The sequence below is a fragment of the Acidovorax sp. GW821-FHT11A03 genome, from assembly GCF_058809075.1.
In genome coordinates, this window is sequence record NZ_JBXASG010000003.1 from 113,812 (window position 1) to 138,438 (window position 24,627).

Here is a 24,627-nt window from a genome sequence, read left to right on the forward strand (position 1 = left end):
GAGGGCAGTGCGCCCCGCTTCAAATAACTGTATATTCATACAGTTATGAAACCAAACCCTGCCGCCGACCCCGACCTGCCCGACGCACCGGCGGAAGTGCGCGTCCCCCTGCAGGCCATCCGGGGCCGGGGGGCCGCCACGGCCATGCCGCACCGGTTCAGCCGCGATGTGCGCGAGGTGGTGGATGATGGCTGGAACCACGGCCCGCAGGGCGCGGGAGGGGCGGATGGGGATGATGATGGCGGCGGCGGCGGGCCCGCCCCCGCCACCACGGTGCACCTGGAGACGGCCCGCAGCGCCATCTGCGCCAACGACTCCCCCGACATTTTTTTCGAGCTGTCCGTCAATCCCTACCGGGGGTGCGAGCACGGCTGCGTGTACTGCTACGCCCGGCCCACGCACAGCTATCTCAATTTTTCGCCCGGGCTCGACTTCGAGACCCAGATCGTGGCCAAGCAAAACATCGCCGAGGTGCTGCGCCGCGAACTGGCGCAGCCGCGTTATGTGCCGCGCCTGCTCAACATCGGTTCGGCCACCGACTGCTACCAGCCCGTGGAGCGCGAACTCAGGCTCACGCGCGGCCTCATTGAGGTGATGCGCGATGCACGGCACCCGTTCTCGCTCATCACCAAGTCGAGCGGGGTGGAGCGCGATCTCGATCTGCTCGCGCCGCTGGCAGCGCAGCAACTGACCGCGGTGTACGTGACGATCACCACGCTCGACCCGCTGCTGGCGCGCCGCATGGAGCCGCGCGCCGCCGCCCCCCACCGGCGCCTTCGCACGCTGCGCACGCTGGCCGAGGCCGGCATCCCGGTGGGCGTGAGCGTGGCCCCGCAGATCCCCTTCATCACCGAAGACATGGAGCAGGTGCTGGAGGCCGCGCGCGATGCGGGGGCCAGGAGCGCGTTCTATACCGTGCTGCGCCTGCCGTGGGAGCTGGATGCGGTGTTCCGCGAATGGCTGCAGGTGCACTACCCGCAGCGCGCGGCGCGCGTGATTGCGCGGGTGCAGGATTTGCACAATCTCGATGCGGCCCAGCGCAGCGCGGGCAAGAACTACGACAGCAGCTTCGCCACCCGCATGAAGGGCAGCGGCCTGTGGGCGGACATGCTGCGCCAGCGGTTCGCGGGGGCGTGCCGGCGGCTGGGGCTCAACCGGGAGCGGCTGGAGCTGGACCTGTCGCAGTTCAGGCCGGGGCTTGCGCGCGGGCAGGGCAGCCTGTTCTGAGCCAGGCCGGGCTGCGAGGGAAGTGGAAGTGGCCGGAGCTGGCCGGAACGCACAAGTCCGGCTTGCTCGCCGTCACAGCCTGCGGCTGCCGCCGGGGGGGCGCGGCCATCGCCTGTGCCTGGTGGCGACAGGCGGTGAACATGTCCAGGTCCGGGTTGTAGGCCCCCGTCGTCACGTCCAGGAGGCCGAGTACGGAGTGAAAGTAGTTGTCGTGCGTGATGCGCCGTTCGGCCAGGTCCTGCTGCAGGCAGCCCGTGGCCGCACCCGTGCGCGATTGCATGGCGGGCGAGAGCCAGGTGATCCAGGGCACGTGCTTTTGCACGTCGGGCGCGATGGCGTAGGGCAGGCCGTGCAGGTAGAGGTTGTTCTCGCCCAGTGATTCACCATGGTCTGCTACATAAACCATAGCTGTCTGCGCTTGTTCGGAGCGCGTGGAAAGCCATTTGAGCACTGAGTCGAGGAAAAAGTCGGTTTCCACGATGCTGTTGTCGTAGGCGTTCACCACCTGCTGGCGTTCGCATTCCTGCAGCGCCGTGGAGGTGCATTCGGGCAGGAATTTCTTGTGCTCGGGTGACGAGCGCTTGGAGTAGGCGGGCCCATGGCTGCCGATCTGGTGCAGGACCACCACGGTCCCGCGCTGGCGCTGCTCGGCGGGCAGCGCGGCAATGCGGGCGTCCAGGTCCTTGAGCATGATGCGGTCCAGGCATTCGCCCCGGGTGGGGCACAGCGCGGGGTCCTGCAGTGCCGACGTGTTGGTGTCGCCCAGGCGGTCGCACACCCCCTTGCAGCCCGACTGGTTGTCCACCCAGAGCACGGCCAGCCCGGCGTGGTGCAGCACATCGACGAGGCTCTCGAAATTGGCCACGCGCGCCTCGTAGCCGGTGCGCCCCAGGTGCGAGAACATGCAGGGCACCGACGCGGCGGTGCTGGTGCCGCAGGACCACGCGTTGCGGGCGCTCACGAGGTCGGTGCGGGCCGAAAGAAGCGGCGTGGTGCCACGGCCATAGCCGTTGAGCCCGAAGTTGCCGCTGCGGCCGGTTTCGCCCAGCACCAGCACCAGCAGGGGCGGTTGTTTCTGCCCCGCATAGCTTGCGCCCAGCCTGGCATCGCGCCCCAGCGGCAGCAGTTTGCTGGTGTCGATGCGCAAGGGCCTGGTGGCGATGTTGCCCAGCGCGTACACGCTGTTGAGCGGGTTGATGAGATAGCGCAGCTTGGTGTGGTTGCGCATGGTGGATGCGAAGTCCTGGAACACCATCAGCAGGCACACCACGATGACCGCGATGGCTCCGAGCAAGAGCGCGCCGTTGTGGGCCGCGTGCCGCAGGCCGCCCAGGCGCAGCACCGGAGTGCGGTAGAGCCACGCCAGCGGCGGTACCGCCAGCGCCAGCACGGTGCCCGCCATGCGCCAGCCGAGCAGGTCGCCCGCCTCGTGGGCATCGGTCTGCAGCACGTTCACGAGCATGCTGGCATCGATGGCGATGCCGTAGGCGAGCATGAAGTAGGCCCCGAAGGCTGCCATCACCACCAGCACCGCTGCCGCGGGCTTGAGCGTGCCCCGCCAGGCCAGGAGGCTCAGCAGGGCCGCGTTGCCGGCGGCCACGATGACCACGAACGCCGCGGCAAAGGCCCAGCCGCGCGCGCTGCCGTGGCCGGGCAGCTCGGCCACCTCGCGCCACAGCGGCACGTTGCAGGCCGTGGCCAGCCAGGCGCTGATGAGCACCACCACCCACGCGGGGTGCAGGTGGCGCGGTGCGGGTGCGGAGGAAGCTGGGGCTGGAGACCGGGGCCCGGCGCCCGTGGCTGCATGGGAAAGCAGCAGGCGCTGCAGGATCAAAGGCATGGGCGCACTGTGGCGCCCGAGACTTAAGGCCGCATTAACATCCGGGGGCCTGCAGGGTCCTGGCGTGGTGCCTCAGGTGGTCGGCCATGAAGCTCTGGATGAAGTAGTAGCCGTGGTCGTAGCCTTCGTGGCGCCGCAGGGTGAGCGGCTGGCCGATGGCCTGGCACGCCTCCTCGAACAGATGCGGGTGCAACTGCGTGGGCAAGAACTTGTCGGCCAGGCCCTGGTCGATCAATATGCCGGCCGGGTAGGGCGCCACCGGCTGGTGCTGCATCAGCACCGTGGCGTCGTGCTCGATCCAGCCCGTGCGGTCTGGCCCCAGGTAGCCCGTGAAGGCCTTCTCGCCCCAGGGGCACTGCGTGGGCGCGCAGATCGGCGCAAAGGCCGAAAGGCTCTTGAACCGCCCCGGGTGGCGCAGCGCCAGCGTGAGCGCGCCATGGCCGCCCATGGAGTGGCCGCAGATGCCCAGGCGCTCGCCATCGATGGGCAGTTGCGCCGCCACCTGCGGCAGCAGTTCCTTCATCAGGTAGCTTTCCATGCGCCAGTGGCGCGCCCAGGGCGCGGCCGTGGCGTCCAGGTAGAAGCCCGCGCCCACGCCGAAGTCCCAGCTCTCGGCCTCGCCCGGCACGTTGGCACCGCGCGGGCTGGTGTCGGGCGCGACCAGCGCCAGGCCCAGCTCGGCCGCCAGGCGCTGGGCACCGGCCTTGACCATGAAGGTTTCTTCCGTGCAGGTCAGCCCCGCCAGGTACAGCATGGCGGGCACAGGGCGCTGCCGCGCCTGCGGCGGCAGGAAGACCGAGAACTTCATCGGCAGGCCGATCTCGGCAGAGGCGTGCTGGTAGAAGCGCTGCTCGCCGCCAAAGCAGGCGTGGCTGCCGAGCAGGTCCAGGGAGGTGGTCATGTGGATTGCTTCAAAATTGATAGCTTGCAGCGCATGAAGGATAAGCGCTAGGGGCTGTTTTTACCTTGATTGATCGCCTGCGGGGCAGGCTCAGGCGGCATACTTGACCACGGAGCGGATGGACTTGCCCTCGTGCATCAGGTCGAAGGCTTCGTTGATGTCCTTGAGGCCCATGGTGTGCGTCACGAAGGGCGCCAGCTGGATCTTGCCGGCCATCGCGTCTTCCACCATGCCGGGCAGCTCGCTGCGGCCCTTGACGCCGCCAAAGGCCGTGCCCAGCCACTTGCGGCCGGTGACGAGCTGGAAGGGGCGGGTGGAGATCTCCTGCCCCGCGCCCGCCACGCCGATGATGACGCTCTGGCCCCAGCCGCGGTGCGCGCATTCGAGCGCCGCGCGCATCACGTTCACGTTGCCGATGCACTCGAACGAATGGTCCACGCCCCAGGTGGTCATCTCGACGATGACCTGCTGGATCGGCTTGTCGAAGTCCTTGGGGTTGATGCAGTCGGTGGCGCCGAAGGTGCGGGCCAGGTCGAACTTGGAGGGGTTGGTGTCGATGGCGATGATGCGCCCGGCCTTGGCCAGCTTGGCGCCCTGGATCACCGCCAGTCCAATGCCGCCCAGGCCGAACACCGCCACCGTGTCGCCTTCCTGCACCTTGGCCGTGTTCTTCACCGCGCCCAGGCCGGTCGTCACGCCGCAGCCCAGCAGGCAGACCTGCTCGGGGTTGGCGTCGGGGTGGATCTTGGCGAGCGAGACCTCGGCCACCACCGTGTACTCGCTGAAGGTGCTGCAGCCCATGTAGTGATAGATGGGCTGGCCGTTGTAGCTGAAACGCGTGGTGCCGTCGGGCATCACGCCCTTGCCCTGCGTGGCGCGCACGGCCACGCACAGGTTGGTCTTGCCGCTCTTGCAGAACAGGCATTCGCCGCATTCCGCCGTGTACAGCGGGATCACGTGGTCGCCGGGCTTCACGCTGGTCACGCCTTCGCCCACTTCCACCACGATGCCAGCGCCTTCGTGGCCCAGCACCACGGGGAACAGGCCCTCGGGGTCGTCACCGCTCAGGGTGAAGGCGTCGGTGTGGCACACGCCGGTGTCGGTGATCCTGATGAGCACTTCGCCCTTCTGGGGCGGGGCCACGTCGATTTCGACGATCTGCAGGGGTTCTCCGGCCTTGAAGGCCACGGCGGCTTTGGATTTGATGGTCATGGTGGGTCAACGGGTTGGTCGGGGAAGGGCGGCGGCGAGGCTCTTTGGCCGGCAGCGCGCAGGGGGACCGCATGACTGTAGGCCATGTGCAGGGCCTGGTGGAGCCCGTGGCCGCAGATCCTGGGGTTATGGCCGGATCCGACGGCATGGGCGGCAGCCGGACATTGCCTCCCGTATAGTCAGGCGCCTTTCATTTCCGCTCTGCCGACCGACCCCATGGACCACCACCACGCCAACAGCCCGCACCGCGTCGATCTCGTGGTCTACCCCGGCTTCAAGGCGCTGGAGGCCGTGGGTCCCATGTCCGTGTTCGACTATGCCAACGTGCACCTGCGCCAGCATGGCCGGCCCGACGGCTACGCGGTGCGCGTGGTGGCCGCGCAGGCGGGCGCGGTGCCATCGGACACCTTGATGGCGCTGAACGCCACCCACACCCTGGCCGAACTGGAGCAGGGCGGCGCGGGTTGCACCGTGATCCTCGTGGGGTCGCGCAATATCGAGCAGGTGCTGGCGGCCTCTCCCGAACTCGTGGCCTGGGCGGCAAGCGTGGCCCCGCGCGTGGACCGCATGATCGCCCTGTGCTCGGGCAGCTTCTTCCTGGCCGCCGCCGGCCTGCTCGACGGCCGGCGCGCCGCGACGCACTGGAGCGTGGCGGCCCTGCTGCGCCAGCGCTATCCGGCCATCGAGGTGGACCCGGACGCCATCTACGTGCGCGATGGCCCCCTGTGGACCTCGGCCGGCGTCACCGCGGGCATCGACCTGGCCCTGGCGCTGGTGGAAGAGGATTTTGGCCACGCCCTGGCGCTGGAGGTGGCGCGCGACCTCGTCATGTACCTCAAGCGCCCCGGCGGGCAGTCGCAGTTCAGCGTGCAGCTGGCCAGCCAGGGCACGGGCCACCGCGACATCCAGGCGGTGCAGAACTGGGTGCTGGAGCATCTTGCGGAGCCCATGCCGCTGGCGGCCCTGGCGGCACGCGCGGCGATGAGCGAGCGGCATTTCCGGCGCGTGTTCACGCAGGAGACGGGGCAGACCCCCTCGGCCTTCGTGGAGTCCGCGCGGCTGGAAGGAGCGCGGCGCCTGCTCGAGTCGCAGGCCGGGCTGCCGCTCAAGACCGTGGCCGCGCGCATGGGCATGGGTTCGGAGCAGGCCTTGCGGCATCTGTTCGTGCGCCACCTGGGGATCACGCCGCTGGCGTACCGGGAGCGGTTCAGCAGGGCGGGCGGCTAGTGGCCGCCGGGCGGGCAGCCCCGCCGTAGCGCGCCCCGCATCCGGCGTGGCCCACGCTCATGCAGCAGCCTGTGCCGTGCTGCGCGGCGGTGCCGCGAAAACCTCGCGCGCGGCGGCCAGCCCGTTGAGCGCCGCGGGAAAGCCGGCATACACCGCCATCTGCATGATGACCTCGACGATTTCCTCGCGCGTGACGCCCACGTTCAGCGCCGCCTGCAGGTGCACCTTGAGCTGCGGCGCGGCGTTGCCCATGGCGGTGAGCGCCGCGACGACGGCGATCTCGCGGCTTCTGAGGTCCAGGCCGGGGCGTGAATAGATGTCGCCGAAGGGAAACTCGATCAGGTAGCGGGCAAAGTCCGGTGCGATGCCGGCGAGGCTGTCGATGACCTGTTCGCCAGCCTCACCGTCGATTTCGCGGAGTTTGGCCAGCCCTTGTTCGTAGCGTGTGCGGTGGTGCATGGAGGGTGCTTTCATCAGGGGTGGATGCGGTGTCCAGGGAAACCTCGACCGCCCGGTAGTGCGCGATCTTGGCCTGCAGCACCTGGGCCGACTGCTGCATCGCCGCGATGGCGGCCTGCACGTCGTTCAGGTGCGCTTGCAGCATCGCGCGCCGTTGCGGCACCGTGGCATCCCCTTCGCCGCGAAGCCTGGCGAAGGCCTGCATCTGCCCGATGGGCATGCGGGTCTCGCGCAGGCGCAGCAGGAACCCTATCCACTCCATGTCCGCTGCCGCATAGCGGCGCTGGCCGCCCGCCGCGCGGGCCACTGGTGCGATCAGCCCCGCGCGCTCGTAGTAGCGCAGGGTGTGCGCCGTCAAACCCGTGCGCCGTGCGACATCGTTGATGGTGAGGTGGGATTCCATGAAAGCGATCCTAAAAGTTCGAGTGCACTCCAAGTCAAGGGACATCTTGCGCCGAGGTGCGCAGGAGGGGCCCCCGCGCGCCATGCGGCGGGGCGCAGGGCCTGGGGCCTGGGCCGCGAGGGGCGGCCCCGGCGTTTGCGCACAGGCAAAGAAAAAGCCCGCCAATGGCGAGCTTGGGGAGGCTGTCGCGGACTGGCGCCCCAGGGGGCGCCGCGCCACCAGCCAGCCGTGGACGGCTGGCGCGCGGCCGATCAGCGCTTGGACAGGGGCGGTACGTCGCGGCGCTCGGAGCCGGTGAACAGCTGGCGGGGGCGGCCGATCTTGTACTCGGGGTCGCCGATCATTTCGTTGAGCTGGGCGATCCAGCCCACGGTGCGGGCCAGCGCGAAGATGCCGGTGAACAGGTTCACGGGGATGCCGATCGCGCGCTGCACGATGCCGGAGTAGAAGTCCACGTTCGGGTAGAGCTTGCGCTGCACGAAGTAGTCGTCTTCCAGGGCGATCTTTTCCAGTTCCTTGGCCAGCTTGAACAGCGGGTCTTTTTCCAGGCCCAGCTCGGCCAGCACTTCATTGCAAGTCTCTTGCATGAGCTTGGCGCGCGGGTCGTAGTTCTTGTACACGCGGTGGCCAAAACCCATGAGCTTGACGCCGGAGTTCTTGTCCTTGACCTGCTTGATGAACTCGCCGATCTTTTCCACGCCGCCCTGGGCCTGGATGTCGTACAGCATGTTCAGCGCGGCTTCGTTGGCGCCGCCGTGGGCGGGGCCCCAGAGGCATGCCACGCCGGCGGCGATGGCCGCGAACGGGTTGGTGCCCGACGAGCCGCACAGGCGCACGGTCGAGGTCGAGGCGTTCTGCTCGTGGTCTGCGTGCAGGATGAAGATGCGGTCCAGCGCGCGTTCCAGCACGGGGTTGACCTTGTACTCTTCGCAGGGCGTGCCGAACATCATGCGCAGGAAGTTGCCTGCGTAGGAGAGGTTGTTCTGCGGGTACATGTAGGGCTGGCCCATGCCGTACTTGTAGGCCATGGCCACCAGCGTGGGCATCTTGGCGATCAGGCGGATGGCGGCGATCTCACGGTGCTGCGGATTGTTGATGTCCGTGCTGTCGTGGTAGAAGGCCGACAGGGCGCCCACCAGGCCGGTTAGCACCGCCATGGGGTGCGCGTCGCGGCGGAAGCCACGCAGGAAGAACTGCATCTGCTCGTTGACCATGGTGTGGTTGGTCACGCGGCTGGTGAAGTCGGTCTTCTGCGCTTCGTTGGGCAGGTCACCGTACAGCAGCAGGTGGCAGGTTTCCAGGAAGTCGCAGTTCTGGGCCAGCTGCTCAATGGGGTAGCCGCGGTACAGCAGTTCGCCCTTGTCGCCATCGATGTACGTGATGGCCGACTGGGTCGCTGCCGTCGACAGGAAGCCCGGGTCATAGGTGAACATGCCCGTCTGCGCATACAGCTTGCGGATGTCGATGACATCCGGGCCGATGCTGCCCTGGTAGACCGGCAGGTCCACGCTGGGGCTGCCGTTGCTGAAGGACAGGGTGGCTTTGTTGTCAGCTAGCTTCATTGTTACTTTCCTTGGGTAGGTTGCCGATAATGATCCGGTCTTGGGGCATGCACCTTGGCCGCGTCAGGCGTGGAAAGCCGTCATCGCGCCACCGCTTTGTCTCAGCATGCCAAGCACTTCGCGCGCTTCTTCTGTGTCTTGTTCGCCCTGCGGCTCGCGCCGCCGCAGCAGCAGGTCCAGCAGGTCGTTGTCCGCCAGGTCCATGAGCGCGCGCAGGCCCTGCGCATGGCGCTGGGTGAGCGTGGGCTCGTAGCGGGCAAAGAACTGTTCGATGAACAAGTCGTTTTCAAGCAGGCCGCGCCGGCAGCGCCAGTGCAGCTTGCTCAATTCGCGCTCGTCCAGCAGCGGCGAGCCCGCTGCTGGCGCGATGGATGGAGTGGACAGGATTTCCATGGACTGGCGTCTGGGAGGGGCGTTGCCAGGTCAGATGGCGCGGCGCACCATCAGTTCCTTGATCTTGCCGATGGCCTTCGTGGGGTTCAGGCCCTTGGGGCACACGTCAACGCAATTCATGATGGTGTGGCAGCGGAACAGGCGGTACGGGTCTTCCAGGTTGTCCAGGCGCTCGCCGGTCGCGTCGTCGCGGCTGTCGGCGATGAAGCGGTAGGCCTGCAGCAGGCCGGCGGGTCCCACGAACTTGTCGGGGTTCCACCAGAAGCTGGGGCAGCTCGTGGAGCAGCTGGCGCACAGGATGCACTCGTACAGGCCGTTGAGCTCTTCGCGCTCTTCAGGCGACTGCAGGCGCTCGCGGTCGGGGGCCAGTTCTTCGTTGATCAGGTAGGGCTTGATCGAGTTGTACTGCTTGAAGAACTGCGTCATGTCCACGATCAGGTCGCGGATCACGGGCAGGCCCGCCAAAGGCTTCAGGACGATGGTGCCCTTGAGCGTGTTCATGTTGGTCAGGCAGGCCAGGCCGTTCTTGCCGTTGATGTTCATGGCATCCGAGCCGCAGACGCCTTCGCGGCACGAGCGGCGGAACGACAGGGAGGGATCCTGTTCCTTGAGCTTGACCAGTGCGTCCAGCAGCATGCGTTCGTGGCCGTCGAGTTCGATCTCGATGGTCTGCATGTAGGGCTTGGCGTCCTTGTCCGGGTCGTAGCGGTAGATTTGGAATGTGCGCTTTTGCATGTTTCTTCTCTCGTGGGGCTACTGTTTAGAACGTACGGACCTTGGGGGGCACGCTGTCCACCGTCAGGGGCTTGAGGTTGACCGGCTTGTAGTCGAGGCGGCTGCCTTCGCTGTACCACAGGGTGTGTTTCATCCACTCCTTGTCGTTGCGGCCCAGCGGGAACTCTGCGTGGTCGGCAGGGTGCTCGTAGTCGTACACGGTGTGGGCGCCACGGCATTCCTTGCGGGCCGCTGCCGAGACCATCGTGGCCTGCGCCACTTCGATCAGGTTGTCCACTTCCAGCGCTTCGATGCGCGCGGTGTTGAACACCTTGGACTTGTCCTTCAGGGTCACGCTGCCGACGCGGCTGCGGATCTCGGCGATCTTCTTGACGCCTTCGTCCATGCTGACCTGGGTGCGGAACACGCCGGCATGCTGCTGCATGGTGGCGCGGATGTCGCCCGCCAGGTTCTGCGCGTAGATGCCTTCGTTCGATTGGTCGAGCTGGTTCAGGCGCTCCAGCGTGCGGTCAGCCGCATCCTTGGGCAGGGGCTTGTGTTCCTTGTTCTTGTTGTTGAACTCGACGATGTGGCGGCCGGCGGCCTTGCCGAACACCAGCAGGTCCAGCAACGAGTTGGTGCCCAGGCGGTTGGCGCCGTGCACCGACACGCAGGCGCATTCGCCCACGGCGTACAGGCCATTGACCACTTCGTTGTGGATGCCATTGGCCTGGCGCACCACCTGGCCGTTGATGTTGGTGGGCACGCCACCCATCTGGTAGTGGATGGTGGGCACCACGGGGATCGGCTCCTTGGTGATGTCCACGTTGGCGAAGTTGACGCCGATCTCGTACACCGATGGCAGGCGCTTGTGGATGGTGTCCGCGCCCAGGTGATCGAGCTTGAGCAGCACATAGTCCTTGTTGGGACCGCAGCCACGGCCTTCCTTGATTTCCTGGTCCATCGAGCGGGACACGAAGTCGCGCGGGGCCAGGTCCTTCAGGGTGGGCGCGTAGCGCTCCATGAAGCGTTCGCCATTGCTGTTGAGCAGGATGGCGCCTTCGCCGCGGCAGCCTTCGGTCAGCAGCACGCCGGCGCCGGCCACGCCGGTGGGGTGGAACTGCCAGAACTCCATGTCCTGCAGCGCGATGCCGGCGCGTGCCGCCATGCCCAGGCCGTCACCGGTGTTGATGAAGGCATTGGTCGAGGCTGCGAAGATACGGCCCGCACCGCCGGTGGCCAGCAGCACGGTCTTGGCTTCCAGGATGTACAGGTCGCCGGTTTCCATTTCCAGGGCGGTGACGCCCACCACGTCGCCGTCGGCGTCGCGGATCAGGTCCAGGGCCATCCATTCGACGAAGAAATTGGTCTTGGCCTTCACGTTCTGCTGGTACAGCGTGTGCAGCATGGCGTGGCCGGTGCGGTCGGCGGCGGCGCAGGCGCGCTGCACGGGCTTTTCACCGTAGTTGGCCGTGTGGCCGCCGAAGGGGCGCTGGTAGATCGTGCCGTCGGGGTTGCGGTCGAATGGCATGCCGAAGTGTTCCAGCTCGTACACCACCTTGGGGGCTTCGCGGCACATGAACTCGATGGCGTCCTGGTCGCCCAGCCAGTCGGAGCCCTTGATGGTGTCGTAGAAGTGGTAGTGCCAGTTGTCCTCGGACATGTTGCCCAGCGAGGCGCTCACGCCGCCCTGTGCCGCCACGGTGTGCGAACGGGTGGGGAACACCTTGGACAGCGAGGCCACGTTCAGGCCTGCGCGGGAGAGTTCAAGCGCGGCACGCATGCCGGAGCCGCCTGCGCCGACGATGACGACGTCGAACTTGCGCTTGGTGATGTTAGCGTTGGTGTAGCTCATTATTTTTTGCCTTCAGTCGGGGGATTCAGAGACGCCACAGAACCTGGATACCCCAGCCAGCACAGCCGACCAGCCAGACGATGCTGAACACCTGCAGCGCCAGGCGCAGGCCCACGGGCTTGATGTAGTCCATCAGGACTTCACGCAGGCCGATCCACGCGTGCCAGGCCAGCGCAATGATCACGGAGAAGGTCAGCACCTTCATCCACTGGGCCGAGAAGATGCCGGCCCACTTGTCGTAGCCGATGGGGCCCTTGGAGAAGATGACCTGGGCCAGCAGGGCCAGGGTGAACAGGGCCATCAGGACCGCCGTGACGCGCTGGCTGAGCCAGTCGCGCAGGCCATAGTGGGCGCCGACGACGACGCGCTTGGAACCGTAATTGACGGACATGGAGATTTCCTATCGTTTTCGGCGGGCACTGCCTGGCAGCAGCCACCGTTTCATGGGTTGATCGATCAGTACAGGCCGAAGAGCTTGGCGCCCAGCACCAGGGCCAGGGCGATGCTGATCGCGAGCACGGTCAGGGCCGAGGTCTTGCCGAATTCCTTGTTCACCGCGCTGTGGCTCACATCCATCCACAGGTGGCGCAGGCCGGCGGTGAAGTGGTGCAGGTACGACCAGATCAGCGCCAGCGCCACCAGCTTGATGAACCAGCCGGGCACGAAGCCGATGCCGATGCTGAACGCCGAAGTGAATTTGGCGAACGAGATTTCGGACGACACCGAGGTGTCGAACATCCAGATGATGAAAGGCAGCAGCAGGAACATGATCAGCCCGCTGCCGCGGTGCAGGATCGAAACCCACGCTGCAGGCGTCATGCGGTAGGTGGTCAGGTCCTTGAAGGCATTGATGTTGCGGAATTCAGGCCGTTTCTTGGCGAGTTCTGTCATGTTGTGTGCTTTCGTGGATGTAACTGCTTTGTAATTTGAAGATGCAAAGAACGCAAAATTCTATTGCAACGCAACAAGCATGGGTTTGTCGCAGGTGGAATGTTCGACGTTTCCGCTCAGGTGCCAGGGTGGTGTCAGCTCAGTTCGTTACGGTAGTGGTGGGTGTCGGTGAGGTAGAGGCCCCGCCGTAACTCCATGGGAACGTCGTTGTAGGTGTAGGCGATGCGCTCCACGCTCAGCAGCGGCGTGGCCTGCGGGATCTGCAGCATGGCCGCCTGGTCGGCGTCGGGCAGCACGGCGCGTATTTTCTCCTCGGCGCGCACCATGCGCACGCCAAAGTCGAGCTCGAACATCGCGTAGGTGGGCCCCTGGTAGCTGGCGAGCTGGTCAGTCGTCAGCCCTTTGAAAGCCTGGCCCGGCAGCCAGATGTCCTCCAGGATGGTGGGGACGCCCGCAAACGACAGGATCCGGCGGGCCTGGATCACCGGGTCGGCGCTGCGCAGGGCCAGCGCCCGCGCCACGTCCGCGCTGGCGCGCACGCGCCGGCAGTCCACCACCTGGCGCTGGGCGCGGCCTTCCACGCGGGCATCGCCCGTGTCGGGCATGAGCTTGAGGAAGCGGTATTGCACATGCTGCTCGGCATGGGTGGCCACGAAAGTGCCCTTGCCCTGGCGGCGCATCACGAGGTTTTCGGCCGCCAGCTCGTCGATGGCCTTGCGCACCGTGCCCTGGCTGACCCGAAAGCGCGCGGCCAGGTCCATCTCGCTCGGAATGGACTCGCCGGGCTTCCATTCACCCTGCTGAAGGCTTTGCAGGATGAGACCCTTGATCTGCTGGTACAGGGGGCTGAACGCGGGCGTGGCAGAGCCTGCGCCCGCCGAAGGCTGTGCAGGGGTGTCGGCGTTGAGCGGAAGCGAGGACATGGCGATCAGAAAAATGGCGCGCTGTGCACGGGGGGTGTGCGAGCTTGTTCCAGTCTTCAATCATATCTTATATAAGACATAAGACAAATTGACCGGGGTGCCCAATCGGCGGTACACTCCAAGGCTGTTTTGCGGGGCACGGGCTGCTGGTAACAGGCGCTGGTGCTTGCGTTGCACACACACCTGTTTTCCTCACTTCCCTGGAGTTTTCACCATGAGCAAGAAGCCTGTTCGCGTAGCCGTCACCGGTGCCGCTGGTCAAATCGGTTACGCACTGCTGTTCCGTATCGCCTCCGGCGAAATGCTGGGCAAGGACCAGCCGGTCATCCTGCAATTGCTCGAAGTCCCTGTCGAAGGTCCCCAGAAGGCGCTCAAGGGCGTGATGATGGAACTGGACGACTGCGCATTCCCGCTGCTGGTGGAAATGACCGCCCACAGCGACCCCATGACCGCCTTCAAGGACGCCGACTACGCCCTGCTGGTGGGTTCGCGCCCTCGCGGCCCCGGCATGGAGCGTGCCGAGCTGCTGGCCGTCAACGGCGCCATCTTCACGGCCCAGGGCAAGGCCCTGAACGCCGTGGCCTCGCGCAACGTGAAGGTGCTGGTCGTCGGCAACCCCGCCAACACCAACGCCTACATCGCCATGAAGTCGGCACCTGACCTGCCGCGCAAGAACTTCACCGCCATGCTGCGCCTGGACCACAACCGCGCCGCCAGCCAGATCGCCGCCAAGACGGGCAAGGCAGTGGCCGACATCGAGAAGCTGACCGTCTGGGGCAACCACTCGCCCACGATGTACGCCGACTACCGTTTCGCCACCATCAACGGCGAAAGCGTCGCCAAGATGATCAACGACCAGGAATGGAACGCCAACACCTTCCTGCCCACCGTGGGCAAGCGCGGCGCCGCCATCATCGAAGCGCGCGGCCTGTCGTCGGCTGCCTCGGCCGCCAACGCCGCCATCGACCACATGCGCGACTGGGCCCTGGGCACCAACGGCAAGTGGGTCACCATGGGCATCCCCTCGGACGGCCAGTACGGCATCCCCAAGGACACCATGTTCGGCTTCCCCGTCACCTGCGAAAACGGCGAGTACAAGATCGTTGAAGGCCTGGAGATCGACGCCTTCTCGCAAGAACGCATCGACAAGACCCTGGCCGAACTGCAAGGCGAGCAGGACGGCGTGAAGCACCTGCTGTAAACCAGGGCCCACCATGCAGCCGACGCCACAGGCATCGGGCCTTCGGGCCGCCCCCGTCCCTGCGCAGGGGCAGGGCGCTGCGCTGCCCCATCCGCGCGATGTGCTGCTGGGCGCCCAGGCGCAGACCGGCTTCCTGCCGGTCTGCGACCACTACAGCGGCGTGGAAGCGCGCATGCGCAAGAGCCTGCAACTGCAGGCCGACCTGGCCCGAGAGTTCGGCACCTGCGTCTTCGACGTGACCCTCGATTGCGAGGACGGCGCTCCGATCGGCCTGGAGGCCGAGCATGCCCGCCTGGTCGCCAGCCTCGCCCTGGGCGCTGCGGACGGGGCGCGCGTGGCGGCCCGGGTTCATGCGGTGGACCACCCGGCATTCGCCAACGATGTCGCCACGATTGCGGGCACGGCGGGCCACAGGCTCTGCCACATCATGGTGCCCAAGGTGGAGTCCGTGGACGATGTCCTGCGGGTGGAACGGGCGCTGGAGCAGGCATCCGCCGCCCAGGTGCCCATCCATGTCCTGATCGAGTCGCCCGCTGCGGTCCATCGCGCCTTCGAGATTGCCGCCCACCCGCGCGTGCAGAGCCTGAGCTTCGGGCTCATGGACTTTGTGTCCGCCCATGGAGGGGCGATCCCTGCGGCAGGCATGACCTCCTCGGGGCAGTTCTCGCACCCGCTTGTCGTGCGCGCCAAGCTGGAGATTGCCGCGGCCTGCCACGCGCACGGCAAGGTGCCGTCGCACTGCGTGGTGACCGAATTCACCGATACCACGGCCATGCAGGGCGCAGCCAGCCGGGCGGCGCGCGAGCTGGGCTACACCCGGATGTGGAGCATCCACCCGGCGCAGATACGTCCCATCCTGCAGGCATTTGCGCCGCAGCAGGATGACATCGAAATTGCTGCAAAAATAATAGCTACTGCCGCAGATTCCGACTGGGCTCCAATCAGTTTTGACGATACCTTGCATGACCGTGCCAGCTACCGTTTCTACTGGCAAGTCCTTGAGCGCGCCCACCGCACCGGGCGTGCGCTTCCTCCCGCCGTGCGCCATTGGTTTGACGCCCCGGCCTCCGTTCCGTCGTGAACATTCCTGACTGCTTCCCCGCAGGACCTTCCATGAAATCCTTCATCGCCTCCGCCCTCATGCTGCTGGCCCCAGCCTTCGTGATGGCGCAAACGCCGGCCAAGCCCGAGGCCAAGCCCGGGACCAAGGCCGCCGCGAAGCCGGCCGCCAAGTCCGAAGCGAAAACCGCCAAGACGGCGGACAAGGCCCCCGCCAAGAAGGCCACCGTGGCCAAGAGCGAGGCGACCAGCAGCCGCACGCAGCTCAAGAGCGCCACCAACCAGGTGGCCACCGGCATCATCGCCGCAGAGGCGGCCCTTTCCCCCGAGGAGCTGGCCATCGCCGACCGCGTGCACGTGGGCCGCATTCCCTGCGAGCTGGGCGCATTCGTCACGGTGACGGCCGACCCAGCCACGCCAGGGCACTTCCATGTGGAAGGCAAGGGCTTCAAGTACTTCATGTCGCCCGTGGCCACGACCACCGGCACGGTGCGCCTGGAAGACCAGAAGGGCGGCGCGGTCTGGCTGCAGATCGCCAACAAGTCCATGCTGATGAACCAGAAGCTCGGCCAGCGCCTGGCCGATGAGTGCATGAGCCCGCAGCAGCTGGTGGTGGCCGAGGCCATCAAGAAGAACCCGCCCGTGAGCGTGCTGGAACCCCTGAAATAAGCGCGGGCCTGGCAGGCCTTTTTGCAAAGAACGAACGACGAACACGATTGCGCGTGCAGGCGTGGCGGCCATGGGGGCCGCCTGCACCGCGCGCCGCCCCACTTTAGAACGCAACCGGAGAAAAATGATGTTGAAAGCCTACCGTGACCATGTGGCCGAGCGCGCCGCGCTGGGCATCCCGCCCTTGCCGCTGACCGCCAAGCAGACCGGCGAGCTGATCGAGCTGCTCAAGAACCCGCCCGCTGGCGAAGAAGCCACGCTGGTGGACCTGATCACGCACCGCGTGCCTGCCGGTGTGGACGACGCCGCCAAGGTCAAGGCCAGCTACCTGGCCGCAGTGGCCCACGGTACCGAGGTGTGCACGCTGATCGGCCGCGAGCGCGCCACGCAGCTCCTGGGCACCATGCTGGGCGGCTACAACCTCACCCCCCTGATCGACCTGCTGGACGACGCGGCCGTGGCCTCCGTCGCCGCCGAAGCGCTCAAGAAGACGCTCTTGATGTTCGACCAGTTCCATGACGTGAAGGAAAAGGCCGACAAGGGCAACACCTTCGCCAAGTCCGTGCTGCAAAGCTGGGCCGACGCCGAGTGGTTCACCAGCCGCCCCGAAGTGCCCCAGAGCATCAAGCTCACCGTGCTCAAGGTCACCGGCGAAACCAACACCGACGACCTGTCGCCCGCGCCCGACGCCTGGAGTCGCCCCGACATTCCGCTGCATGCCCTGGCCATGCTCAAGAACAAGCGCGACGGCATCACGCCCGAAGAAGACGGCAAGCGCGGCCCCATCAAGTTCATCGAAGACCTGCGTGCCCGTGGCAACCTGGTGGCCTACGTCGGCGACGTGGTCGGCACCGGCTCCAGCCGCAAGTCGGCCACCAACAGCGTGCTGTGGTTCACGGGCGAAGACATCCCGTTCGTGCCCAACAAGCGCTTCGGCGGCGTGTGCCTGGGCAGCAAGATCGCTCCCATCTTCTACAACACCATGGAAGATGCCGGCGCACTGCCCATCGAGCTCGATGTGAGCCAGATGAACATGGGTGACGAGATCGAGCTGCTGCCCTACGCCGGCAAGGCATTGAAGGACGGCCAGGTCATCGCCGAGTTCACCGTCAAGAGCGAAGTGCTGTTCGACGAAGTGCGCGCCGGTGGCCGCATTCCCCTGATCATCGGCCGCGGCCTCACCGCCAAGGCCCGCGAGGCCCTGGGCCTGGCTCCTTCCACGCTGTTCCGCCTGCCCCAGGTGCCCGCCGCCACCGGCAAGGGCTTCACGCTGGCGCAGAAGATGGTCGGCCGCGCCTGCGGCCTGCCCGAAGGCCTGGGCGTGGTGCCCGGCACGTACTGCGAACCGCGCATGACCTCGGTCGGCTCGCAGGACACCACCGGCCCCATGACCCGCGACGAACTCAAGGACCTGGCCTGCCTGGGCTTCAGCTCCGACCTGGTGATGCAGTCCTTCTGCCACACGGCCGCTTACCCCAAGCCCGTGGACGTGAAGATGCACCACGAGCTGCCCGACTTCATCAGCACGCGCGGCGGCATCTCGCTCAAGCCCGGCGACGGCATCATCCACAGCTGGCTCAACCGCATGCTGCTGCCCGACACCGTGGGCACCGGCGGCGACTCGCACACCCGCTTTCCCATCGGCATCAGCTTCCCCGCCGGCTCCGGCCTGGTGGCGTTCGCTGCCGCCACGGGCGTCATGCCCCTCGATATGCCTGAATCGGTGCTGGTGCGCTTCAAGGGCAAGATGCAGCCCGGCGTCACGCTGCGCGACCTGGTGCACGCGATCCCCCTGTACGCCATCAAGGCCGGCCACCTCACCGTCGCCAAGCAGGGCAAGAAGAACATCTTCTCGGGCCGCATCCTGGAAATCGAAGGTCTGCCGGACATGAAGGTCGAGCAGGCGTTCGAGCTGTCCGACGCATCGGCCGAGCGCTCGGCCGCCGGCTGCACGGTGCGCCTGAACAAGGAACCCGTGATCGAGTACATCAACTCGAACATCGTGCTGCTCAAGAACATGATCGCCCAGGGCTATGCCGACGCACGCACCATCGGCCGCCGCATCAAGGCCATGGAAGCCTGGCTGGCCAATCCCCAGCTGCTCGAACCCGATGACAACGCCGACTACGCCGCCGTGATCGAGATCGACCTGGCCGAGATCACCGAACCCATCGTCTGCTGCCCCAACGACCCCGACGACGCCAAGACGCTGTCGGACGTGGCCGGCGCCGCGATCGACGAAGTGTTCATCGGCTCGTGCATGACCAACATCGGCCACTTCCGCGCGGCCTCCAAGCTGCTTGAAGGCAAGAAGGACATCCCCGTCAAGCTGTGGATGGCACCGCCCACGAAGATGGACGCGCACCAGCTCACCGAAGAAGGCCACTACGGCGTGTTCGGCGCGGCCGGCGCCCGCATGGAAATGCCTGGCTGCTCGCTGTGCATGGGCAACCAGGCCCAGGTGAAGGAAGGCGCCACCGTGATGTCCACCAGCACCCGCAACTTCCCCAACCGCCTGGGCAAGAACACCAACGTCTACCTGGGCTCGGCCGAACTCTCGGCCATCTGCTCCAAGCTGGGCCGCATTCCTTCCAAGGAAGAGTACCTGGCCGACATCGGTGTCATCAACCAGAACGGCGACAAGATCTACCAATACCTGAACTTCGACAAGATCGCCGAGTTCAAGGAAGTGGCAGACGGCGTGGCCGCCTGATTGTTTCCCTCCGGGGAGTGATCCACTGCAAAAAGCGGCCTGCGGGCCGCTTTTTTCATGGCGTTGCGGGTGCGCCGCGCCACGCGCCTGCCACGCCGTGGCCATGGTCCAGACATTTTTTTGTCATGCAAATGTCACGATGGAGTCGCATGCTTGCCGCATAACAACAACAAAAGAAATGGAGGTACATCCATGGCAAGAGGGACAACCGGCAAGGCCGGCACGTTCGGCGCGCGCCTGGCGGTGCTGCTGCTCAGCGCCGCCTTCGCCCTGGGCTTTGGCCTGGGTGGTTACTTCGTCGGGCTCAAGCCGCTGGCCCTGACCCTGCGGGCAGCGTGGGCGGTGCGCGGCTGGCAGCCCGTGCAGGCCCAGGTGCTCGCGGCCGACCTTGCGCGCCACAGCGACGGCGACGGCACCACCTGGCAGGTGCGGGCCCGCTACCGCTATGAATTCGCGGGGCGGCCATACGAAGGCTCCCGCGTCGGGCTCGACCCCACGGAGACGGCTGACAACATCGGCGACTGGCACCAGCGCTGGCACGCGCAGCTGCAAGGCGCCCAGGCCCGCGGCGCGCGCATCACCATCATGGTCGACCCGCGCGAACCCTCACGTTCCCTCATCGACCCCTCCATCCGCTGGGCCCTGCTGATGTTCCGCCTGCCCTTTGCCCTGGTGTTCACTGCGGTGGGGCTGGGCGCGGCCTGGGTCTTCCTGGCCACCCTGCCAGGACTGGGCACGTCCAGGGAGCTGCAGGGGCAAGGCGGTGGCCACCCGGGGCCGCAGGCCGGGGTTTCTGCCATCCCCTTGCCCAAGGGCTCTGCCGGCAGCCCGCTGGGCGCCGTCTGGTTCTTCACCTTCTTCTGGTGTGGCATTTCCTTTCCCATGGCCGGCATGTTGTGGACCGACCCGCAGTCGCCCTGGTTCGCCAAGGCCTTCATCGGCCTGTTCGTGCTGGTCGGAATGGCCCTGCTGGCCCTTGCGGTGCGACAGACCCACATGGTCTGGCGCTATGCGGGCGCGGCCCTTGTCCTGCTGCCGCCAGCACCGCGTGCAGGGCATCCGCTCGAAGTGACCCTGCTGCTCCCCGGGCGCGCCGCCGCCTACCAGCAGGGGCACAGCCTGCAACTGCGCCTGGCCCAGTACCGGGTGGACGAGTCGAGCTCCGGTTCGCCCGAGCGGTGCGTGGAGTCGTTCACCGAAGCCGCGCGCATGCAGCACACGTCCGATGGCGGGTTGCGGCTGGTGGCACGCTTCGAGGTACCACCCGATGCGCCCCCGCACGGCAGCCAGCGCTCGGGAGAGCGCGTGGACTGGCGCGTGGAACTGCTGCACAACCCGGACGGCGCCGTCGAGCTGACTTACGACCTTCCCGTGCACGCCGCACCCCGCACCTTCGGTGGGGGCGAACTGCCGGATCGTTTTGACCGGCGTGCCGCCTGGCAGCAGGAGGTTCCCATCGTGCCCCTGGGCGAGCAGGAAGAGGAAGAAGAAGGCTCCCCGCCTCTGCCCGCTTCGGTCACGCTGCGGGAAACCCCGCAGGCCTGGCGCTACGAATTCGCCCAGGGTGGCTGGCGCTGGGCCGGGGGTCTGGTGCTGGCCGCGCTGTTGCTGGAGTCGGCCATCCACGGTCGGCTGGGCCCGCAGGGGCTGATGCTGCCCCGTGGGTTCTTTGCCGCCGGCGCGTGGATGGCCTTGGCCGCCTTTGCCCTGCATGCGGCCACCCGCCACTGGACCCTGACCGTGCAGGACGGCGGCATCACCGCGCGCCGCCACTCCTGGCTCTGGTCGCGCGCCGACACGGTGTCGGGCGCTGCCAGCCGCACCCTGGTGCACAAGCTGCTGCACTCCACGGGCAGCGGCGGCAGCGAGCACCGCTACCACGCGGTGTACGCGCGCGGTGCGGGCGGTGCGCTGGTGCGCCTGACCCCGGGCCTGGCAGGCGAGGCGGCGGCCACGGCCCTGGGGCAATCGCTGGGCCAGGCGTGGGCGCACCGGCGGGGCCGTTTCGCCGCCGGCATGCAGCGGCCCGCGCGGGCGCAGCATTCCCGCCCGGCCTGGGGGGCACTGCTGGTGCTGGCCCTGCTGGGCTGGTGGATCGTGGGGCCCCAGGCTGGCCGCACCGTGGGCCGCGTTGTGGGGGCCGAGGCTTCCGCTTCGGCTGCAACCGCGCCGGCCGTGCCGTATTCCCTCGCGGAGGGTCGCTTGCTCGATGCACAGAATGCCGGCGACGCCCCTGCGCTGCGGGACGCGCTGTCCGCCGGGGCGAATCCCGACCTGCTCGCGCCCAATGGTTCCTCGGTGCTCATGCTGGCGGCCCACCGTGGCCAGCTCGAGCACATCGAGGCGCTGCTGGGCGCGGGTGCCCAGCCCGACCTGCGCCAGACGCGCAAGGACAGCGAGCGGGGCGACACAGCCCTGCTGCGTGCCTTCTACGGCGGCCATCTGGCGGCGGCACGGCGCCTGGTGCAGGCAGGTGCCAGCCTCTCGGCCCGCAACCGCTGGGACTGGGGGCCCGTGCACATGGCCGCGCAGGGCGGCTGCATCCCATGCCTCGAATGGCTGGATGCGCAAGGCCAGCCGCTCGACGAACCCGCGCCCGCCAGCCGGGGCGAGACCCCCGCGATGCTGGCCGCAGGCCGGGGCCGCGTGGAGGCGCTGCAATGGTTCGCCGACCGTGGCATCGACCTTGCGCGCACGGACGCCCACGGCAAGACCGCGCTGGACTGGGCACGCTTCAAGCAACAGGCCGAGGCCGAGCGGTGGCTGATGGGGCGTGTGCGCTAGGCGCGGCTGGCCGCTCACCGTGAAGCGGTTCCGGCCAGGGCGCCGCACTGCGGGCGGTGCGAGGCGCACGGCAGGGCACAGCAGCGGCGCGAGAAGGGTTTCGTCGGCCGCTCCAGGGCTTTTCAGCCCAGCGCCGGCAGCAAATGCTGCACCAGCTGCTGCGCATGCTGCGGCAATTCGTCGAGCTCGCGCAGGCACAGCACCAGTTGCCGGTCCGCCCAGGCATCGGTCAGGCGCACGGCCTTCACGTGCTGCGCCCGGCTGTGGCGTGCGGCTGCCGCGCGGGGAATGATGCCCACGCCCACGCCCAGCCCCACGAGCTGGCACACCGCCTCGAACTGGCGCAGCCGCACGCGGTAGCGCAGCCGCCGCCCCTGGCGCTGTGCCTGGCGCACCACCAGGGCCTGCAGCGCGCTGCCCTCGGCCAGGCCAACGAAGTCCAGGTGCGCGACGTCGGCCAGCGCCACGCTGCGTTGCGCGGCCAGTGCGTGCCCCTGGGGCACCACCAGCACCAGCGGGTCGGGCCGCAGCACCCGCGTGGACAGGCCTTCGAGGTCCACCGCGTCGGACACCAGGCCCATGTCGCACAGCCCGGCGCGCACCGCATCGGCCACCTCCTGGCTGGAGCGCTCCTCCACGTCCACCGAAATGCGCGGGTGCCGCGCCAGAAAGCCTGCCATGGCCCGCGGCAGGTACTCGCTCAGCGCCGAGCTGTTGCACAGCACGCGCACATGGCCCGCCAGGCCCGCGCCATATTCGCCCAGGTCGCCGCGCAGCAGCTCCATCTGCTGCAGCACCAGCCGCGCGTGGTGCAGCAGCGTGTGGCCCGCGGGCGTGGGCTGCACGCCGCGTTGTTCGCGCAGCAGCAGGGGCACGCCCAGCGCGTCTTCCATGCCGCGTATGCGCTCGCTGGCCGAGGCCAGCGCCATGTGGCTGCGTTCTGCGCCCCCCGTGATGGTGCCTGCTTCGTGCACGTGCACGAAGAGACGCAGGTCGGTGAGGTCAAAGCGCATGGGGCAAACGTACCACATGGCAGGCTTCGGCCGCGCCTGAGGCGGGCTACGCGGCTTCCGCATTTCCAGGGGCGGGGCCATCCGAAACAATGGCCTTTGGCACTGCGTTGCTGGACATGCGGCGGGTGGGTTTCGGACCAGGGGATACCGATGGAACTTGTGATGAATCAGCCGCCTTCCGGGGCGGGGCGCTCATGAACGGGGTTGCCGAGCTGTGGGGCCACGGCATTGCGCCGGGCTGGCTGGCGGGGGCGGCCGCCATTTTCTGGCTGGCCGGCACGGTCAAGGGCGTGGTGGGGCTGGGCTTGCCCACGGTGGCGATGGCCCTCTTGGCCATGCTGGTTCCGCCGGCCCAGGCGGCGGCGTTGCTGGTGGTGCCTTCGCTGGTCACCAATGTCTGGCAGATGCGCCCCTGGCCCGCCGTGTGGCCGCTGGTGCGGCGCCTGGGCGGCATGCAATGCGGAATCTGCCTGGGCACCTGGCTGTGCGCCTGGTGGCTGGGGGCGCCCGCGGGCCCTGGGTCGCGCTTGGCGCTGGGGCTGGCCCTCGCGCTGTACGGCGCCTGGGGCTTGACGGGGACGCGGCGCGTGCTGCCCCTGCCGGCCCAGGGCTGGCAGGGCCCCCTGGTGGGGTTCGCGACCGGTGCCATCGCCGCCGCCACGGGTGTTTTCGTGGTGCCCGCCGTGCCCTATCTGCAGGCGCTGGGCCTGCAGCGCGATGCGCTGGTGCAGGCCATGGGGCTGAGTTTCACGGTCTCCACACTCGCGCTGGCCGCCGGCCTGGCATTCAACGCGAGCTATCCCATGGCGACCGTGGGGCTGTCGGTCGTGATGCTGCTGCCTGCGCTGGCGGGCATGGCGTGTGGGCAGCGGCTGCGGGCCCGGATGTCACCCGTGTGGTTTCGGCGCAGCCTCATGCTGGGCCTGCTGGCCCTGGGCGTGGCCATGGTGGTGGACGTGCTGGCATGGCATGGTTTTGCGTCGCGCTAGGGCGCTGCGCGGGGCGCTGTTTCCTCGCCCGCCCGCCCGTTACCGGACCTGCTTTTTCTCCAGCTTGCGGGTGAGGGTGCGGCGGTGCATGCCCAGGCGCCTTGCCGCTTCCGAGAGATTGAAGCCGGTTTCGGCCAGCACTTCGTTGATGCGCTCCCATTCCAGGGTCTTGATGGAGCTGGACCGGTTCGTCAGCTCCACGTCGGTGTTGCCCGCCTTGAGCCCGAAGGCGGCCTCGATGTCGTCGGTATTGGACGGCTTGGCGAGGTAGTGGCATGCGCCCAGCTTCACGGCCTCCACCGCCGTGGCGATGCTGGCAAAGCCTGTGAGCACCACGATGAGCATGGCCTCGCTGGCCGCATGCAGCTTCTGCACGCAGACCAGGCCCGAGGCTTCGCCCTTGAGCTTGAGGTCCACCACCGCATAGCCGGGCGTGTGCTGTGCGAGCAGGGCTTCGACCTCGGGAAGGCCCGTGGCCTGCAGCACGCGGTAGCCGCGCCGCTCGAACGAGCGCGCCAGTGTGCGGGCAAAGGCCTCGTCGTCTTCCACGATCAGCAACAGGCGTTCTTCTTTTTCTGTGTCGGTATCCATG

At 67.4% G+C, this 24,627-nt stretch carries 22 protein-coding genes; 8 read left to right on the plus strand and 14 right to left on the minus strand.

The window, feature by feature from the left end; translation table 11 throughout:
* Positions 1–45 precede the first annotated feature (45 nt).
* Positions 46–1,227: a PA0069 family radical SAM protein gene (locus AC1RVY_RS07630; RefSeq protein WP_492806056.1), complete on the plus strand. Its 1,182-nt coding sequence runs from the start codon at positions 46–48 to the stop codon at positions 1,225–1,227.
* On the opposite strand, the gene AC1RVY_RS07635 is transcribed toward AC1RVY_RS07630, so the two are convergent.
* The 3 genes from AC1RVY_RS07635 to AC1RVY_RS07645 form a co-directional block, all read right to left on the minus strand.
* Positions 1,187–3,067, minus strand: a complete 1,881-nt coding sequence (locus AC1RVY_RS07635) for a phosphoethanolamine transferase (protein ID WP_492806058.1) — start codon at positions 3,065–3,067, stop codon at positions 1,187–1,189. The genes AC1RVY_RS07630 and AC1RVY_RS07635 overlap by 41 nt on opposite strands.
* Before the next feature lie 34 nt (positions 3,068–3,101).
* Positions 3,102–3,968 carry an S-formylglutathione hydrolase gene (gene fghA, locus AC1RVY_RS07640; protein WP_492806059.1) on the minus strand — a complete coding sequence of 289 codons (867 nt, stop codon included), beginning with the start codon at positions 3,966–3,968 and terminating at the stop codon, positions 3,102–3,104.
* Positions 3,969–4,058: 90 nt separating this feature from the next.
* On the minus strand, positions 4,059–5,174 hold the full coding sequence (locus AC1RVY_RS07645; RefSeq protein WP_492806542.1) for an S-(hydroxymethyl)glutathione dehydrogenase/class III alcohol dehydrogenase: 1,116 nt from the start codon (positions 5,172–5,174) through the stop codon (positions 4,059–4,061).
* A 222-nt stretch (positions 5,175–5,396) separates the two neighbouring features.
* Between AC1RVY_RS07645 and AC1RVY_RS07650 the strand changes: the two genes are divergently transcribed.
* Positions 5,397–6,407, plus strand: a complete 1,011-nt coding sequence (locus AC1RVY_RS07650) for a GlxA family transcriptional regulator (RefSeq protein WP_218293928.1) — start codon at positions 5,397–5,399, stop codon at positions 6,405–6,407.
* Positions 6,408–6,464: 57 nt separating this feature from the next.
* Here AC1RVY_RS07650 and AC1RVY_RS07655 read toward each other — a convergent pair whose 3' ends face one another.
* The 9 genes from AC1RVY_RS07655 to AC1RVY_RS07695 all read right to left on the minus strand — a co-directional run bounded on the left by AC1RVY_RS07655 (position 6,465) and on the right by AC1RVY_RS07695 (position 13,607).
* The gene (locus AC1RVY_RS07655; RefSeq protein WP_218293929.1) at positions 6,465–6,866 is read right to left on the minus strand and encodes a carboxymuconolactone decarboxylase family protein; all 402 of its coding nucleotides are present in this window, start codon (positions 6,864–6,866) and stop codon (positions 6,465–6,467) included.
* Positions 6,808–7,269 carry a MerR family transcriptional regulator gene (locus AC1RVY_RS07660; RefSeq protein WP_218340674.1) on the minus strand — a complete coding sequence of 154 codons (462 nt, stop codon included), beginning with the start codon at positions 7,267–7,269 and terminating at the stop codon, positions 6,808–6,810. Before AC1RVY_RS07660 ends, AC1RVY_RS07655 begins: the two co-directional genes overlap by 59 nt.
* Before the next feature lie 251 nt (positions 7,270–7,520).
* The gene (locus AC1RVY_RS07665; RefSeq protein WP_218293931.1) at positions 7,521–8,831 is read right to left on the minus strand and encodes a citrate synthase; all 1,311 of its coding nucleotides are present in this window, start codon (positions 8,829–8,831) and stop codon (positions 7,521–7,523) included.
* Between the two features lie 63 nt (positions 8,832–8,894).
* On the minus strand, positions 8,895–9,224 hold the full coding sequence (locus AC1RVY_RS07670) for an FAD assembly factor SdhE (protein WP_369641924.1): 330 nt from the start codon (positions 9,222–9,224) through the stop codon (positions 8,895–8,897).
* Between the two features lie 30 nt (positions 9,225–9,254).
* Positions 9,255–9,959 carry a succinate dehydrogenase iron-sulfur subunit gene (locus AC1RVY_RS07675; protein ID WP_218293933.1) on the minus strand — a complete coding sequence of 235 codons (705 nt, stop codon included), beginning with the start codon at positions 9,957–9,959 and terminating at the stop codon, positions 9,255–9,257.
* Positions 9,960–9,984: 25 nt separating this feature from the next.
* Positions 9,985–11,793 (minus strand): succinate dehydrogenase flavoprotein subunit, encoded by a 1,809-nt coding sequence (gene sdhA, locus AC1RVY_RS07680; protein ID WP_218293934.1) that lies wholly within the window; start codon positions 11,791–11,793, stop codon positions 9,985–9,987.
* Positions 11,794–11,818: 25 nt separating this feature from the next.
* Positions 11,819–12,184: a succinate dehydrogenase, hydrophobic membrane anchor protein gene (gene sdhD, locus AC1RVY_RS07685; protein WP_124515511.1), complete on the minus strand. Its 366-nt coding sequence runs from the start codon at positions 12,182–12,184 to the stop codon at positions 11,819–11,821.
* 65 nt (positions 12,185–12,249) lie between these two features.
* The gene (sdhC, locus tag AC1RVY_RS07690) at positions 12,250–12,684 is read right to left on the minus strand and encodes a succinate dehydrogenase, cytochrome b556 subunit (RefSeq protein WP_218293935.1); all 435 of its coding nucleotides are present in this window, start codon (positions 12,682–12,684) and stop codon (positions 12,250–12,252) included.
* Between the two features lie 134 nt (positions 12,685–12,818).
* Positions 12,819–13,607, minus strand: a complete 789-nt coding sequence (locus tag AC1RVY_RS07695; protein WP_218293936.1) for a GntR family transcriptional regulator — start codon at positions 13,605–13,607, stop codon at positions 12,819–12,821.
* 214 nt (positions 13,608–13,821) lie between these two features.
* Here AC1RVY_RS07695 and AC1RVY_RS07700 point away from each other — a divergent pair, with 214 nt between their 5' ends.
* From AC1RVY_RS07700 to AC1RVY_RS07720, 5 genes are all read left to right on the plus strand, one after another.
* Entirely contained in the window at positions 13,822–14,808 is a 987-nt protein-coding gene (locus AC1RVY_RS07700; RefSeq protein WP_218293937.1) for a malate dehydrogenase, read from the plus strand.
* 13 nt (positions 14,809–14,821) lie between these two features.
* Positions 14,822–15,889 (plus strand): HpcH/HpaI aldolase/citrate lyase family protein, encoded by a 1,068-nt coding sequence (locus AC1RVY_RS07705; RefSeq protein ID WP_369641925.1) that lies wholly within the window; start codon positions 14,822–14,824, stop codon positions 15,887–15,889.
* Positions 15,890–15,921: 32 nt separating this feature from the next.
* A complete protein-coding gene (locus AC1RVY_RS07710) occupies positions 15,922–16,536 on the plus strand; it encodes a hypothetical protein (RefSeq protein ID WP_218293938.1) in 615 nt (204 codons plus the stop codon).
* A gap of 127 nt (positions 16,537–16,663) precedes the next feature.
* Complete coding sequence (acnB, locus tag AC1RVY_RS07715) at positions 16,664–19,249, plus strand: bifunctional aconitate hydratase 2/2-methylisocitrate dehydratase (RefSeq protein ID WP_492254895.1); 2,586 nt, start codon at positions 16,664–16,666, stop codon at positions 19,247–19,249.
* 192 nt (positions 19,250–19,441) lie between these two features.
* The gene (locus AC1RVY_RS07720) at positions 19,442–22,033 is read left to right on the plus strand and encodes an ankyrin repeat domain-containing protein (protein WP_492806062.1); all 2,592 of its coding nucleotides are present in this window, start codon (positions 19,442–19,444) and stop codon (positions 22,031–22,033) included.
* A 122-nt stretch (positions 22,034–22,155) separates the two neighbouring features.
* Here AC1RVY_RS07720 and AC1RVY_RS07725 read toward each other — a convergent pair whose 3' ends face one another.
* Positions 22,156–23,046: a LysR family transcriptional regulator gene (locus AC1RVY_RS07725; protein ID WP_218293941.1), complete on the minus strand. Its 891-nt coding sequence runs from the start codon at positions 23,044–23,046 to the stop codon at positions 22,156–22,158.
* Between the two features lie 194 nt (positions 23,047–23,240).
* On the opposite strand from AC1RVY_RS07725, the gene AC1RVY_RS07730 reads away from it, so the two are divergent.
* A complete protein-coding gene (locus AC1RVY_RS07730; RefSeq protein ID WP_218340678.1) occupies positions 23,241–24,035 on the plus strand; it encodes a sulfite exporter TauE/SafE family protein in 795 nt (264 codons plus the stop codon).
* Between the two features lie 39 nt (positions 24,036–24,074).
* Here AC1RVY_RS07730 and AC1RVY_RS07735 read toward each other — a convergent pair whose 3' ends face one another.
* On the minus strand, positions 24,075–24,626 hold the full coding sequence (locus AC1RVY_RS07735) for a response regulator transcription factor (protein WP_492254897.1): 552 nt from the start codon (positions 24,624–24,626) through the stop codon (positions 24,075–24,077).
* Between the last annotated feature and the right edge of the window lies 1 nt (position 24,627).